14 protein-coding genes are annotated in these 13468 nt (G+C 45.4%); 8 read left to right on the plus strand and 6 right to left on the minus strand.

Going from position 1 to position 13468, the window contains the following annotated elements; all coding sequences use genetic code 11:
- Positions 1-196 precede the first annotated feature (196 nt).
- From ACYF68_RS06280 to ACYF68_RS06295, 4 genes are all read right to left on the minus strand, one after another.
- On the minus strand, positions 197-370 hold the full coding sequence (locus tag ACYF68_RS06280) for an IS3 family transposase (RefSeq protein WP_461047445.1): 174 nt from the start codon (positions 368-370) through the stop codon (positions 197-199).
- 7 nt (positions 371-377) lie between these two features.
- Positions 378-1043, minus strand: a complete 666-nt coding sequence (locus ACYF68_RS06285) for an IS3 family transposase (protein WP_461047465.1) — start codon at positions 1041-1043, stop codon at positions 378-380.
- Positions 1040-1357 carry a helix-turn-helix domain-containing protein gene (locus ACYF68_RS06290; RefSeq protein ID WP_344703118.1) on the minus strand — a complete coding sequence of 106 codons (318 nt, stop codon included), beginning with the start codon at positions 1355-1357 and terminating at the stop codon, positions 1040-1042. Before ACYF68_RS06290 ends, ACYF68_RS06285 begins: the two co-directional genes overlap by 4 nt.
- Positions 1358-1459: 102 nt before the next feature.
- Positions 1460-2377 (minus strand): 1,4-dihydroxy-2-naphthoate polyprenyltransferase, encoded by a 918-nt coding sequence (locus tag ACYF68_RS06295; protein WP_461045829.1) that lies wholly within the window; start codon positions 2375-2377, stop codon positions 1460-1462.
- A gap of 120 nt (positions 2378-2497) precedes the next feature.
- Here ACYF68_RS06295 and ACYF68_RS06300 point away from each other — a divergent pair, with 120 nt between their 5' ends.
- From ACYF68_RS06300 to menE, 5 genes are read left to right on the plus strand one after another with little or no spacing between them, the layout of a single operon-like run.
- The gene (locus ACYF68_RS06300) at positions 2498-3862 is read left to right on the plus strand and encodes an isochorismate synthase (RefSeq protein ID WP_461045831.1); all 1365 of its coding nucleotides are present in this window, start codon (positions 2498-2500) and stop codon (positions 3860-3862) included.
- Entirely contained in the window at positions 3862-5532 is a 1671-nt protein-coding gene (gene menD, locus ACYF68_RS06305) for a 2-succinyl-5-enolpyruvyl-6-hydroxy-3-cyclohexene-1-carboxylic-acid synthase (RefSeq protein ID WP_461047512.1), read from the plus strand. Before ACYF68_RS06300 ends, menD begins: the two co-directional genes overlap by 1 nt.
- Positions 5522-6346 (plus strand): 2-succinyl-6-hydroxy-2,4-cyclohexadiene-1-carboxylate synthase, encoded by an 825-nt coding sequence (gene menH / locus ACYF68_RS06310; RefSeq protein WP_461045833.1) that lies wholly within the window; start codon positions 5522-5524, stop codon positions 6344-6346. Before menD ends, menH begins: the two co-directional genes overlap by 11 nt.
- Positions 6309-7130, plus strand: coding sequence for a 1,4-dihydroxy-2-naphthoyl-CoA synthase (gene menB / locus ACYF68_RS06315; protein WP_461045835.1), 822 nt, complete (start codon positions 6309-6311; stop codon positions 7128-7130). Before menH ends, menB begins: the two co-directional genes overlap by 38 nt.
- Positions 7131-7182: 52 nt before the next feature.
- Positions 7183-8586 (plus strand): o-succinylbenzoate--CoA ligase, encoded by a 1404-nt coding sequence (menE, locus tag ACYF68_RS06320; RefSeq protein WP_461045837.1) that lies wholly within the window; start codon positions 7183-7185, stop codon positions 8584-8586.
- Positions 8587-8630: 44 nt separating this feature from the next.
- Here menE and yidD read toward each other — a convergent pair whose 3' ends face one another.
- On the minus strand, positions 8631-8870 hold the full coding sequence (gene yidD / locus ACYF68_RS06325; protein WP_461045838.1) for a membrane protein insertion efficiency factor YidD: 240 nt from the start codon (positions 8868-8870) through the stop codon (positions 8631-8633).
- Positions 8871-8964: 94 nt separating this feature from the next.
- Here yidD and ACYF68_RS06330 point away from each other — a divergent pair, with 94 nt between their 5' ends.
- The gene (locus ACYF68_RS06330) at positions 8965-9423 is read left to right on the plus strand and encodes an NUDIX domain-containing protein (RefSeq protein WP_461045840.1); all 459 of its coding nucleotides are present in this window, start codon (positions 8965-8967) and stop codon (positions 9421-9423) included.
- 72 nt (positions 9424-9495) lie between these two features.
- Here the strand turns inward: ACYF68_RS06330 and pckA are convergent, their stop codons facing one another.
- On the minus strand, positions 9496-11076 hold the full coding sequence (gene pckA / locus ACYF68_RS06335) for a phosphoenolpyruvate carboxykinase (ATP) (RefSeq protein WP_461045842.1): 1581 nt from the start codon (positions 11074-11076) through the stop codon (positions 9496-9498).
- Between the two features lie 337 nt (positions 11077-11413).
- Between pckA and ACYF68_RS06340 the strand changes: the two genes are divergently transcribed.
- Together ACYF68_RS06340 and ACYF68_RS06345 are read left to right on the plus strand one after the other, a co-directional pair.
- Complete coding sequence (locus ACYF68_RS06340) at positions 11414-12325, plus strand: tyrosine-type recombinase/integrase (RefSeq protein WP_461045844.1); 912 nt, start codon at positions 11414-11416, stop codon at positions 12323-12325.
- 125 nt (positions 12326-12450) lie between these two features.
- The gene (locus ACYF68_RS06345; RefSeq protein ID WP_461045846.1) at positions 12451-13248 is read left to right on the plus strand and encodes a helix-turn-helix domain-containing protein; all 798 of its coding nucleotides are present in this window, start codon (positions 12451-12453) and stop codon (positions 13246-13248) included.
- The last annotated feature ends 220 nt before the right edge of the window (positions 13249-13468 follow it).

Genomic DNA, 13468 nt, shown 5'->3' on the forward strand with positions numbered 1-13468 from the left:
TAATTATAGTACACTATACAGAATAATCAATAATATTTCGGAAATTGAAATAAATAAATGTGCAAATGAATGTATCCGCATATATCGAGAATTCTAAAAGTACATCTCTAAAGATGGAAATGTATCGATAAAATAAAAACTCCGGCATTTAGACTGACCTAGCAGTATGAGACACATATAAAACACCTTCATTAGGCTACCTTCCTCCAAAATGAATTGGAGGAAGGTAGCCTAATTTTTCTTGTATTCTTTCTTCGTTATAGTACTTTAAGTATTGATTCACACGTGAAATCGTCTCAACATTACTGAGTGAATTGAATCTGGTGTATATAAACGCTTCAGACTTCAGGTTAGAATGGAACGATTCGATGACCGCATTATCCCAACAGTTCCCGCGTTCTGGACATGCTGCTCACCAGATTATTTTCCATTACATATGACTGATAGGCATATGATGTATACACACTCCCTTGGTCCGAATGAATGATCACGCCTTTAGGATGTGCCCGTTTCTCCAAAGCTTCTTTCAGTGTATCCAGCACTAATGGCGTCTGCTGATGATTATACAATTTGGCTGCGACAATCTCATTGTTGTAAAGATCTATAATCGTTGACAGGTACTGCACAGTGCGCCCGTATTGGATGTAAGTAATGTCCGTGACCCATTTTTGGTTGGGCGCGGCAGCCTGAAAGTCACGCTTGATTCGATCGGGTGCGATAATAATGGTTTCCCCTTGTGACTGCCATTTCTTTTTCGGCTTAATCCGGCATTGTAGATGATATTTCTGCATGATGCGCTGCACAGTGTTCCGATTCCTTTTGATATTGTAGTCTCGCTGCAACAACGCTCTCACCTTGCGATGGCCGTATCGATACTTCGTCGACTCACATATATCAATGATTGTCCGCTCGACATCGGTCAACGATGAATCAGTGGCTTCCGATCGCCATCGGTAGTAGGTTGAACGCGGCACAAGCAATGCACTTAAAATGGCAGTAATCGTGTATTTGGTCTGCATTCTTTCAACAAGTGTCAGAACTATTTCTTTTTCAACTCCTTTTCGATCGCCATATACTTTTTTAAAATATCGTTCTCCATCTTCAAATGTTCAATCTGACGATCTTTTCGTTCATCAGCTGAGCGCTCTTCAGGACCATGTCCATAGGTATACTGCTTTCCAATCGGTTGATCAAATCGATAAAGTTCCCCTTGCTTATACCATCTGACCCATGTGGAAATTTGAGATTTATTCTTGATGCCGTATTTCTCCATAATTTCATTTGTAGTCAATTCACCCGCCATTTTCGCTTTGACCACTGCCCACTTGGTCTCACTTGAATATACGTTTTTGCCCATGCAAAAACACCTCCGATTCAGTACTTGATGAACATTGTACCATTTCGAAGGTGTTTTATATTGTCTCAAATAATTAGGTTAGTCTAATTTAAGCCGGAGTTTTTAGATGCCCGTGAATCCATAGAGGACAAGGCCCAATGTCAATAAGATGCCGAAGATCGAATTCAATTTGCCCATGGCAGCCATCGCCGGAATCAATTCCTGCGGCGTGTCTCCCTGCCACATCAACTTCACGGTCTTGATGAACTGAGGTATGGAGAGGAAGGTGAGCAGCATGAACAGGGAGCCGTAAGGCTTGAATAGCGCTATCCATGCGATGAACAGGTAGGCGAATACCAACAGCGCTCCGGTAGTCATGACGGCCAACGGTTTGCCAACCAATATGACGAAGGTCTTACGGCCACTTTCCTTATCCTTTTTGCGATCCCTTATGTTGTTCGCCATGTTCAGAAGTCCGATTGTGATGGCTACCGGTATCGAGATGAGGAACGGGAAGATGTGCAATATGCCCGTATGGATGTAGAAGGTGATCATGATGATGACGGTACCCATAAAGAATCCCGCAAACACTTCACCGAACGGTGTCCATGATATGGGGAACGGGCCGCCGGTGTAAAGGTAGCCGACGGCCATCGATATGATGCCGGCTATGAGCACCCATACCGAGCTGTTGACGGTGATGTATATGCCGATCACTGCAGCGAGGGCATAAAATACGACTGCAATGGTCATGACGATGCGCGGGGACATGCCGTTCCTGACGATGGCACCTGCAATGCCCACCGAATCTTCACTGTCCAGACCTTTCTTGAAGTCGAAGTACTCGTTGAACATATTGGTTGCAGACTGTATGAGGAGTGTTGCAATCAGCATGGCGAAAAACATATCCCATCTGATCGACGAGAATAGCAATACGCTTGCAGTACCTACAAGCACGGGAATGAAGCCGGCCGTCAGCGTATGTGGGCGCGTCAGGCTTATATATTTCTTCATCCCGGTATGTGTATCTGTTCCCTGCATTTTTTATCTTCCTTTGTATCTATGATGATAACAATTTTATCACAATTAACCTGTTATCATACACAGGGAAATAAATAAATGATAAAATGGTATTAATTATGCAGAAAGAAGTGTGTAGCAATGAATTTGGAAGCTTACCAGCGTATTCTGGATGACCTCAAACTTGATACTGATAAAAAGTACTTGAGTCTGCAAATGCCAATTGACGGATTTGATTTAAATGAGCGGAAGATATTTTCGCATTTCCATGATGCACAAGGGTCCAGATACTGGTTCCGTTCGAAAGATGGCCGCTATGATTCCATAGGCATCGAATTCCAGGAAAGCATAAAGCGGGATAAGTATTCGGCGGAAGTCCTTGAGGAGCAGAAGACATCTCTATTTGAAAAAATCCAGCAAGTGGCTGTGAAGGATGGGATGGCTTCTTCTTTAGGTCTGTTCGGAGGTACACGCTTTGATGATAAGGACACGACGGACGAATGGAACGATTTCGGCATGGTGGAATTCCATCTGCCGAAGTGGCAGTTTGACTTGGCGAATAGTGAGTTGTTCTATACGGTAAGGACAGACGAAGCGGATCTTGATGAGATCCTTATAGATATCAGCGACAAGCTGAAGGAGATTGGAGCCATCACTCCAGAACCAGCTCAGGCGCCCGAAGTCCATATGATGAAAGATATCTTCCCGGAGGAGTGGAAAGCGTTAGTGGATGAGGCGCTCGGGGTCCTGGACGACACGGACTTCAGGAAAATTGTACTCGCCAGGCAGAGGTTGCTGACATTCAAGGCGCAGGCTGATCCACTTTACCTCTTGGATAGGTTGAATGATGAATCGGGCACTTATACGATATATTACGAAAAGGGCCAGTCGATTTTCATCTCCAAATCCCCGGAGAAGCTTTTTGACATCAAGGATGGCGTGCTCCGTACTAATGCGATTGCCGGTTCGGCAGAGCGTACGGGTGTAGAAGCGACTGATGAACAGCAGAAGGCGTTCCTTCTGAATGATGAGAAGAACCGTTACGAGCATGAACTGGTCCGGGAATCGATTGTTCAGAATCTGCAGCCATATACAGAGGATATCGAATTTGCTGAAGGGCCGGACATCCTGTCAAATAGATACATCTATCACCTCTATACACCGATCAGTGCAAAACTCGCTGAAGATGCGAGTTTATTTGCACTGCTTGATGCAATTCATCCGACTCCTGCTGTTGGAGGGATGCCAAAAGATAAGGCGCGGGATTACATCATGGAAAATGAATACGGTACGCGGGGGTTATATGCGGCACCACTTGGTATGATCCATGAAAATGACGACAGCGAATTTGTCGTTTCCATAAGATCGATGCTCCTTAATTCGAAGAGCGCCACCCTTTTTGCAGGCTGTGGCATAGTCAGAGGGTCTTCGAGTGAGAAGGAGCATGAGGAGACCCGGGTTAAATTCACCCCGATGCTGAATGTGTTGGGGGTGGAACCGGAGTGATGGCTAAAGATCATAAAGACAATATGACATATCAAGTCTTTACTCTGATTGACCTGCTGTATGCCCATGGCGTCAGCGAATGCGTCATCAGTCCAGGCTCGCGCTCGACACCACTTGCCATCGCAGCAGAAATGCATCCGGGCGTGAAGACGCATGTCCACCCGGATGAACGGAGCGCAGCTTTTTTTGCGCTTGGAATCGCCAAATATTCAAGTGAACCTGTGGCCTTGATCTGTACGTCGGGTACAGCGGCTGCGAACTATACACCGGCGATTGCAGAAGCGGGCCTCAGCCATGTGCCGCTCATTGCCTTGACGGCAGATCGGCCACATGAGCTGAGGGATGTCGGAGCACCGCAGTCAATCAATCAGGAAGATATGTATCGCAACTATACGAAATATTATACGGAGTTGCCGATTGCTGATGGGCATTTGAGCAGTCAGAACTTATTGGAAGCCAAAGTGCTCCAAGGGGCCCAATACTTTTATGGTGCCAATCGGGGGCCTGTTCATATCAATGTGCCCATCCGCGAGCCATTGATGCCTGATTTGACGCGAACAGGCCTCTTTTTCAGGAGTAGGTTGGAGCCTTTTGCCCAGATTACAGAAGCAGTGCCCAGCTTCGCGTTCAAAGGAAGTGGCATCGTCTTCATAGGGGAGACCATCGAAGCGCTCGAGGATCTTGTACCGTTGATGGAGAATAAGGGGCTGACGGTCATCACTGATCCGAGGCAACATATAAGAATGAAGGCGGCGACAGTCACACACCATGATCTTCTGTTCGGCAGCCTTTCTGAAGCGCAGAAGGCGTGGCTTGATAACGAAGTCGACTTCATTATCAGAATCGGCGATCCATTCACTTCAAAAGCCCTCAACACCTTCTTGTCCGAGACATCCATCCCGCAATATCTGATCAGTGAGCACCAACAGCTGAAGACTTATCCGAAAGCGCCGGAAAAGGTGTTTGTCGGTTCGATCGGACACATACTCCGGTCTATGGATTTTGAAGGGGGGAACCCCACCGTCCAGAAATGGTTCGCCGGAATCGATGCTGCAATACGCGATTACATCAAAGCACAGGTGCCGGATTATAAGGATGAAGGCAGATTCATGTACGAGATACTTGAACAATTGCCGGAGGCCCGCACACTCTTCGTTTCAAGCAGCATGCCGATACGGGATGTTGAACGGTATGATGTAGGCAACCGCCACAAGATCTTGTCCAACAGGGGTGCCAACGGCATAGATGGAGTCGTCTCGACTGCTTTAGGTGTGGCTACAAAGACACCGGTCACTCTAATCATCGGCGATATCGCCCTTTACCATGATATGAACGGATTGCTCATATCAAAACTTGAATCAATCGACATCAACATCATCGTCTTCAACAATAACGGTGGAGGCATCTTCGGCTTCTTGCCCCAAAAGCAGGAAGCCACCCACTATGAACGACTCTTCGGTACGCCGATCGACATCGATTTCTCACATGCTGCTGCCATGTACGGTTTTAACTACCGATTGGTGGAGACAGCAGATGCAATCACTAAAGATGATATGTCAGCAGCTGGCCGGAATATCATGGAAATCAGGACGGATAGAGATGCTAACGTGGAGAGCCATCAACAACTGCGGTTCAAGGTGCGGGAGATGATCCAATCTTATGGAACTTAATTATCATTTTGAAGATAATGGTAAAACAGAAACTATAGTGATCCTGCACGGTTTCCTATCGGATAAGTCGAGCATGGCAACAACAGCGGCCGAGCTCGATGGCATCCGCAACGTCATCACTGTAGACTTGCCAGGTTTCGGACAATCAAAGAGCACGGGGCAAGACTACGGTATAGAAACAATCGCAGATGCTTTGGCTGCGATGCTTGAGTCACTTACAATTACCCGGGCGGATGTCTACGGCTATTCGATGGGTGGGCGTGTGGCGCTGTCATTCGCAATCAACCACCCGGGTTATGTGAAGCGACTGATATTGGAAAGCAGTTCACCAGGCATAGCTTCCAAGGAAGACCGGGCTATGCGCCGACAGGTGGATCGAACCCGTGCAGATGAAATAATCCGTGATTATCCTGCCTTTATCTCACAATGGGAAACGCTGCCGCTCTTTTCGACTCAAGCAGCAATGACTCGTGATGAGCAAGCCAGACAGCGTGAAAACCGGTTGGCCCAAAACCCGGAGGAAGTGGCTGACAGCCTGTTGAAATATGGCACCGGCGCGCAACCTTCCTATTGGACAAAATTATCCCAGCTCCACATGCCGATTCTCTTGGCGGTGGGCAGTGAAGACCAGAAATTCATCGACATCAATACCCGCATGGCTCTGCATATGCCTGACGCCCGACTGGAGATCATAGAGGGGGCGGGGCATAATATTCATATGGAAGCAGGCCCGAAGTTTGGTATACTACTATTAGACTATTTATCAGGAGGAATGAATGATGGCAAGAGAATGGCAAACGATTCGCGAATATGAAGAAATTAAATATGAATATTATAATGGCATCGCTAAAGTGACAATCAATCGTCCTGAAGTACGCAATGCTTTTACACCACTGACAGTAAATGAAATGATTGATGCATTCACTAGAGCGCGGGACGACGAAAAAGTCGGCGTCATCGTGCTGGCAGGGGAAGGCGATATGGCATTCTGCTCAGGCGGCGACCAGAAAGTACGCGGACATGGCGGTTATGTAGGAGAAGATAACGTTCCAAGACTCAACGTACTCGATCTGCAGCGGCTTATCCGGGTCATTCCGAAGCCGGTAGTAGCGATGGTTTCAGGCTACGCAATCGGTGGCGGACATGTTCTGCACGTGGTGTGCGACCTGACAATCGCAGCAGATAATGCACGCTTTGGCCAGACTGGACCGAAAGTCGGTTCATTTGATGCAGGTTACGGTTCCGGTTACCTTGCACGCATCGTCGGCCATAAGAAAGCGAGAGAAATCTGGTACTTGTGCCGTCAGTACGATGCCCAGGAAGCCCTCGACATGGGACTCGTCAATACTGTAGTACCGCTTGAACAGCTGGAAGATGAAACAGTGCAGTGGTGTCAGGAAATGCTCGAGCACTCTCCAACGGCACTGCGCCTGCTGAAAGCTGGAATGAATGCTGACACAGACGGTCTGGCAGGCATTCAACAGATGGCTGGGGATGCGACGTTACTTTATTACACTACTGATGAAGCAAAAGAAGGACGCGAAGCATTCAAAGAGAAAAGAAAACCTGATTTCGGACAATTCCCGAGGTTCCCATAAGAATCGTGAAGCCCATCATATGATGGGCTTTCTTTTGAGAGGTGAGACGTTTATGTATGAATGGCTGAAAGTACAAGCAGAGCAGCAACCTGACAAGACTGCAGTAGTCTACGAAGATCAGCATTTAAGCTTCAAAAATCTCTACAAAGAGGCTTTAGAACTGAGCAGACACCTGAAAGGGCTCGATCGTAATCGAGTGGGGCTTTATATCGGTAACACACTGGAAGCGGTCGTTCTGGTGCATGCTTCGATGCTTGCAGGGATCGAAATCGTCCTGATCAATACTCGGCTGACAGCACGCGAAATTACAGTTCAGCTTGACGACATTGACGTGGACACGGTCATAAAAACAAAGCCTTTGGAGTTGGAAGGGTACCGTCTATATGATCTCACTGATTTATATGAACTGGAGCCACTCAGTTACAGGGTCGAGGCCCCAACCGGTGGAACGACATTATCCATCATGTTCACCTCGGGCACCACAGGCCGGGCGAAAGCTGTACCCCAAAGCTACAGGAACCATTTCACTTCTGCCAAGGGGTGTGAGCAGCGGTTCGGCTATGGGCATGAGAGCATTTGGATGAACGTCAATCCGATCTATCATATATCGGGTTTTTCAATTCTGATGCGATCTGTCATCGCCGGCTGTCCAATGGTGCTGGTCGGCAAGTTTGACGAAGTACGCATCTGGCAGAAGGTTGTCGAATATGGCGTAACACACACGAGCATGGTTCCGATAATGCTTAAGAGATTGATGGCACATCCTATCCCTGACCACAAGCTTGAAGGCATGCTGCTCGGTGGCGCAGGCGTGACCAGGGAAGTACTGAAAGAGGCATTATCAAAAGGGCTGCCGGTCTACAACTCTTTTGGCATGACCGAGACATGTTCTCAAATCGTCTCGATTGGACCTGATGACCCGAAAATCCTAGAAGGCACTGTAGGGCGGGCGTTGGATAATGTGGAAGTGACAATCGACCACGCCAATGATGGAGAAATACTGGTCAAGGGCGGGCCTGTCATAGAACATTATCTGAACGCAGATATCGAAATCACTGAAGCGTTCTTCAGGACAGGTGATATGGGGTATTTGGATGAAGAAGGCTACCTCTATATCCTTGATCGGCGTAAAGATCTGATCATCAGCGGTGGGGAGAACATCTATCCGAAAGAAATAGAGGACTCCGCAAACGCATATGAAAAAGTTGCGAACTCCGCCGTAGTGAAACGTCAGGATGATGAATGGGGCGAAGTGCCCGTTCTGCTCGTAGAGGCGGCGTCAGGTGAGAGGATACAAAAGAGCAATCTGATGCATCACCTCAGGGCAAGATTAGCCCGCTACAAGTTACCGAAAGAAATAAAAGTGGTTGAAAATATTATAATGACCTCGACGGGCAAAGTTTCGAGAGGACAAAACCAGCGATTTTACGATCGAAGTGAAACCCGCAAGCAATAAAAAGGCATGGCCTGAAATCCTGCCTCATAGGTAGGGTGTCAAGGTCATGCCGACTTGTCATTTTTCTTATTTTTTACAGGCACCGGATCAAAACCGCCTTCATGGAATGGATGGCATTTAAGTATCCGCCTGACAGCCAGATACCCGCCTTTTAAAGCACCGTGTTCCTGCACAGCATCGATGCTGTAGTTCGAACAGGTCGGATAGAATCTGCAACTTGGTGGAAACATCGGGGAGATGGCCTTCTGGTAAAAACGAATCATGGATAGAAGGATTGATTTCATTAGGGATCACCGCTCTTTTATTTATAACTTCCATAATATAAGGTACACTGGATTTAATCAAATTTAAGACTCAAATCGATTTGGAGAGGATGCAATGCCGGAATTTATAGATCATCAAGAGCGCAAAGTCACTTTTGACCCAAAAAGTGCAGAGGATGCAGACCATGTGCTGGCAATCTGCAAGATGGATGGAAAATATCTGTTCACAGAACATAAGGTCCGTGGCATCGAATTCCCCGGCGGCAAGCTAGAAGAGGGCGAGACGCTCCGGGAAGCATTGCAGCGGGAAGTGTTTGAAGAGACAGGCGCGAGCCTCTCTGAGCTCAAGTATATGGGTGCATACACTGTACATGGCACCCGCCCATTCAAAAAAGGGGTCTATTTCGGAATCGTCGATGACCTCTTCTTCAAATGTGAATACATGGAGACTTATGGCCCCGTCGTCTATCCTTCGATAGAGGCAGTGCCTGAAGAAAAGCGGAGTTTCTTGCTTGATGACCCGTGCATCCACTACATATATGAATTGAGCAGAACTGATGGCTTTTTCAGTTGAGCATCCCAGATTATAAATAAAAGCTCAGATCGCAATGCGACCTGAGCTTTTATTATGGCACAAGCAGCTTCATCACACTGTGAAGCCACCTTTTTGTGCGATATGTTCGGAGTCTTTACCGAACTTTTTGAAGTTCTCGATGAATGATTCCTTCAGCTGCTTTGCTTTTTCATCATATGCTTCTTCGGATACCCAAGTATTGCGTGGGTTCAATATTTCATTCGGCACACCTGGCACTGAAACGGGTATGCTCAGGCCAAAGACGGAATCTTCCTCGAAATCATTGAGGACAAGTTCCCCGCTGATGGCACGTCTCACCATGGAGCGCGTATATTTGAGGTCCATACGCTTGCCGACGCCGTATTCCCCTCCAGACCAACCGGTGTTTACGAGGTAGACATCGACGTTGTGCTTATCGATGAGATCACCCAACATATTCGCGTAAGTCGTCGCATGAAGCGGCAGGAATGGAGAACCGAAGCATGTAGAGAAGACAGGCTGCGGAGAAGTGACGCCGCGCTCTGTCCCTGCAAGCTTGGAAGTGAAACCACTCAGGAAATGATACATGGCTTGTGATTTGGTCAATTTCGAGATGGGAGGCAACACGCCGAATGCATCAGCGGTCAGGAAAATGATCGTATTCGGGTGCCCAGCCACTGAAGGAATGCGTGCATTGTCGATGTAATCGAGCGGGTAGGCTGCACGCGTATTTTCAGTCAACGAGTTATCGTCATAGTCAGGCGTGCCTTCTTCGTCGACAGCCACGTTTTCCAGAACTGTCCCGAAACGGATTGCCTGGTAGATTTCCGGTTCCTTTTCAGCGGACAGGTTGATCGTTTTGGCATAGCAGCCACCTTCGATATTGAACACGCCATTTTCATTCCATCCGTGCTCATCGTCACCAATCAGTTCGCGTTGCGCATCTGCAGACAAGGTCGTCTTCCCAGTGCCCGAGAGACCGAAGAACAGTGCGACATCCTTATTCTCACCGACGTTGGCAGAGCAGTGCATGCTCATGATCCCTTGTTCTGGAAGCAGATAGTTCATGACGGAGAAGATGGATTTCTTCATTTCACCGGCATACTCCGTACCGCCGATGAGGACGATGCCTTTCTCAAGGGAAACGATGATGAACGTTTCCGATTTGGTACCATCGACTTCAGGGTCGGCCTTGAATGTCGGGGCGGATACGATGGTGAAGTCAGGGTTGATGTTAAGAGCTTCTTCCTTCGTTTCCGGTCTGATGAACATGGTGCGGGCAAACATATTGTGCCAGCTGTATTCATTTATTACTCTAAGGTCAAGGCTGGTTGCCTCATCGGCGCCTGCGTGCCCGTTGAAGATAAAGAGTTCTTCCTTGTCATCGAGATAGTCGACGACTTTCGCAAAAAGGTTGTTGAAGACCTCTTCGGAAATTGGCTGGTTGACTTCTCCCCAATCAACCTTGTCCCTGGAAGTGTCATCTTCGACGATGAAGCGGTCCTTAGGACTTCTGCCGGTATACTTTCCGGTTTCTGCACGCAAAGCACCCGTATTGGTCAGTTTCCCTTCTCCTCTCTCCAAAGATTTTTCAACAAGTTGGGAAGTGGAGAGTTGGATGTGTGCCGCGTCCTTCGACACGAGATTCTGAATTAACTCGGAATGGTTTACCATGGTTTATGCCCCCGTTTTATAGATTATGCATAGATGATGCTTTTCATGAATTAGTATAACACATTCATAATTGAGGTGACATAATAAATATCAAACAAGAATGGCTTGATTTGAAACCTCTCATCTAGTATATTATAGGTTAAGTTATCTCTTATCAAGAGCCGGTGGAGGGAACATACCCGATGAAGCCCAGCAACCTCTTTACAATGCTTTCATATCAGTACTTAGAGGTGTATATTGATAAAATTTTCACAGGTAAATTGAGATGTAGTCTAACATTCAAATATAAAGTAAAACCATAACCACTTTTCATTAAACAATGAGAGGTGGTTTTTTTATGTTGTTGAAGTTTGCGATACAAGATTTCATTGATGATAGAAGATATAACAATAGCAGTGCAGCTAACATTAGGAATATCCATTACAACTTGAACGCTTTCTATGACTATTGTGTTGAGAATGACATAGTGAATCTCGAAGAGATTAAACATGAACATGTTAAAGACTACTTAAATAGAAGAAGAAAGTTGGGGGATAAGCCAAACACATTGAATACAAGACTACTCAGAATCAGGTCTCTATTCAATTATTGTGTTGAATCTGAATATATCAGAAAGTCTCCTGCCTCCAAGGTCAAAAGAATAATAGATGATGACAAAGTAACTGTATTTACTGATGAACAGATAGAGCAGATGTTGGCTTATTATAGAAGACTGAAGCAAAGAGATAAGAGATTATATGCTTCGAGAGATTATATGTTGATTGTGTTCCTGTTAGGCACAGGATTTAGAAGAACAGAGACATGCAACTTAAAATGGTCAGATGTGGATTTAGAGAAGAAGAGTATCAAAGTCTTTGGGAAGAATAGAACGCTTCAGCATGTAGTGATAAGCGATGTGTTAGCTAAAGAGTTAGCATCCTATTATCTATTCCTAAAGAGATACTTTGATAAAGAAGTAGAGTATGTGTTTCCTAACCGTTATGGCGAACAGCTTACTACTAATGCGATACATCTTATATTCAAAGCTCTAAGTAAGAAGATGAATTTCAAAGATGTAAGAGTATCCTGTCATACATTTAGACATACTTATTGCAATAGACTCGTGACAGCTGGTGCAAACCCATTTGTTGTGATGCGATTCATGAGACATAAAAATATAACTGTGACAAATAGATATGTAAATATTTGGAGCGAAGAGCTCAGAGAAATGAACAATGAATATAATCCTTTGAATCGACTTAATATATAAAAATAAAAAAGCTCATGCTCACCACTAATAAAAGCAGTAAACACAAGCCCTAGACAAGTTTAAGTTTACTATTTAATTGCTTAATAATCAAGTGGTTAGTCGTGTAGCTCAAGGAGACTACTATTATGACCACATTTAAATTGGAGCAGTATATCAATTTTGAATCTCTCGAAGAAATGAATCATCATGTCAAACTGCATGTGAAGAACAATCAACTCAACGATACTCAATACAAACTCCTTACTATCCTCTCTCAGTACTCAGTTAAATATCTCGGTGCAAGCTATCTGAAACTCAAAACTTTAGCTGGTTTATTAGATGTATCTAAAAGGACTGTACAACGCAACCTCAAGGCTTTAGTAGAAAAGGGTATCATCACTAAGAAATATCAATTCAGATCCCTGAGCGGAGGTTACGGAGCTTCTATATACATCATCAATCACTATGCAGAAACTACTAATGTCACTTCGGATGTGTCATCTCGTGAGGACTCTGAAAAATCAGCAGGAAAGCGACTTCTAGAGAGAATTGAGCAAGAAGAAACTACCTCTTCTCAAGCCAAGTTCAATAATTCAGTAGTACTACACAGTTCAGATAAGCAGCGAGAGTATAACTTGAGCTATAAAGAAGTTATCCCTTCATTCATACCTAGAAAATTTGGAGAGCATCTAATTAAATTCTTCGACTCAGCAACTCTTACCCGTATCTACCGTGCATGTAAAAAGGCTGTAGAGCCGTATGAGGGGCGAGTAGAGTATGATGAGGATAGATTACTAGACTTAATGCTACAAGGCTCTGATGCTCTTATTTCAGCTATAAAAAAACACCGTAACGGCATAGGTTCTCCCGTAGAAAATAAATTTGGATATGTATATCACGCTACGATGAACATCGCAATCAGCGAAGAGTTCTCATTCATGTAGCTTATTTAAGCTGTAAACTAAGCTGTGAGCTTCATATGAGCAAAGTGGAGGGATTGGTCTATCTATTTACTCATGTCTCTGTATCGAAGCTTACGGACAGTAGAAATGTATGCCGAAGTAGTTTACACTGACAATATACAATATTCCAAATATTTTACAGGGGACACTTGACAGTTCTTAAAAGAACAGTTATACTTTATTTAGTTCTTAAAAGAACATA

This window comes from Salinicoccus sp. CNSTN-B1 (genome assembly GCF_054792835.1).

Coding starts and splice junctions, on each gene's coding strand:
- ACYF68_RS06345 (WP_461045846.1), top strand. CDS start 12,451: ATGACCACATTTAAATTGGAGCAGTATATCAATTTTGAATCTCTCGAA.
- ACYF68_RS06295 (WP_461045829.1), bottom strand. CDS start 2,377: ATGCAGGGAACAGATACACATACCGGGATGAAGAAATATATAAGCCTG.
- yidD (WP_461045838.1), bottom strand. CDS start 8,870: ATGAAATCAATCCTTCTATCCATGATTCGTTTTTACCAGAAGGCCATC.
- menH (WP_461045833.1), top strand. CDS start 5,522: ATGGAACTTAATTATCATTTTGAAGATAATGGTAAAACAGAAACTATA.
- ACYF68_RS06330 (WP_461045840.1), top strand. CDS start 8,965: ATGCCGGAATTTATAGATCATCAAGAGCGCAAAGTCACTTTTGACCCA.
- ACYF68_RS06300 (WP_461045831.1), top strand. CDS start 2,498: ATGAATTTGGAAGCTTACCAGCGTATTCTGGATGACCTCAAACTTGAT.
- menE (WP_461045837.1), top strand. CDS start 7,183: ATGTATGAATGGCTGAAAGTACAAGCAGAGCAGCAACCTGACAAGACT.
- ACYF68_RS06290 (WP_344703118.1), bottom strand. CDS start 1,357: ATGGGCAAAAACGTATATTCAAGTGAGACCAAGTGGGCAGTGGTCAAA.
- menB (WP_461045835.1), top strand. CDS start 6,309: ATGATGGCAAGAGAATGGCAAACGATTCGCGAATATGAAGAAATTAAA.
- ACYF68_RS06340 (WP_461045844.1), top strand. CDS start 11,414: ATGTTGTTGAAGTTTGCGATACAAGATTTCATTGATGATAGAAGATAT.
- menD (WP_461047512.1), top strand. CDS start 3,862: ATGGCTAAAGATCATAAAGACAATATGACATATCAAGTCTTTACTCTG.
- pckA (WP_461045842.1), bottom strand. CDS start 11,076: ATGGTAAACCATTCCGAGTTAATTCAGAATCTCGTGTCGAAGGACGCG.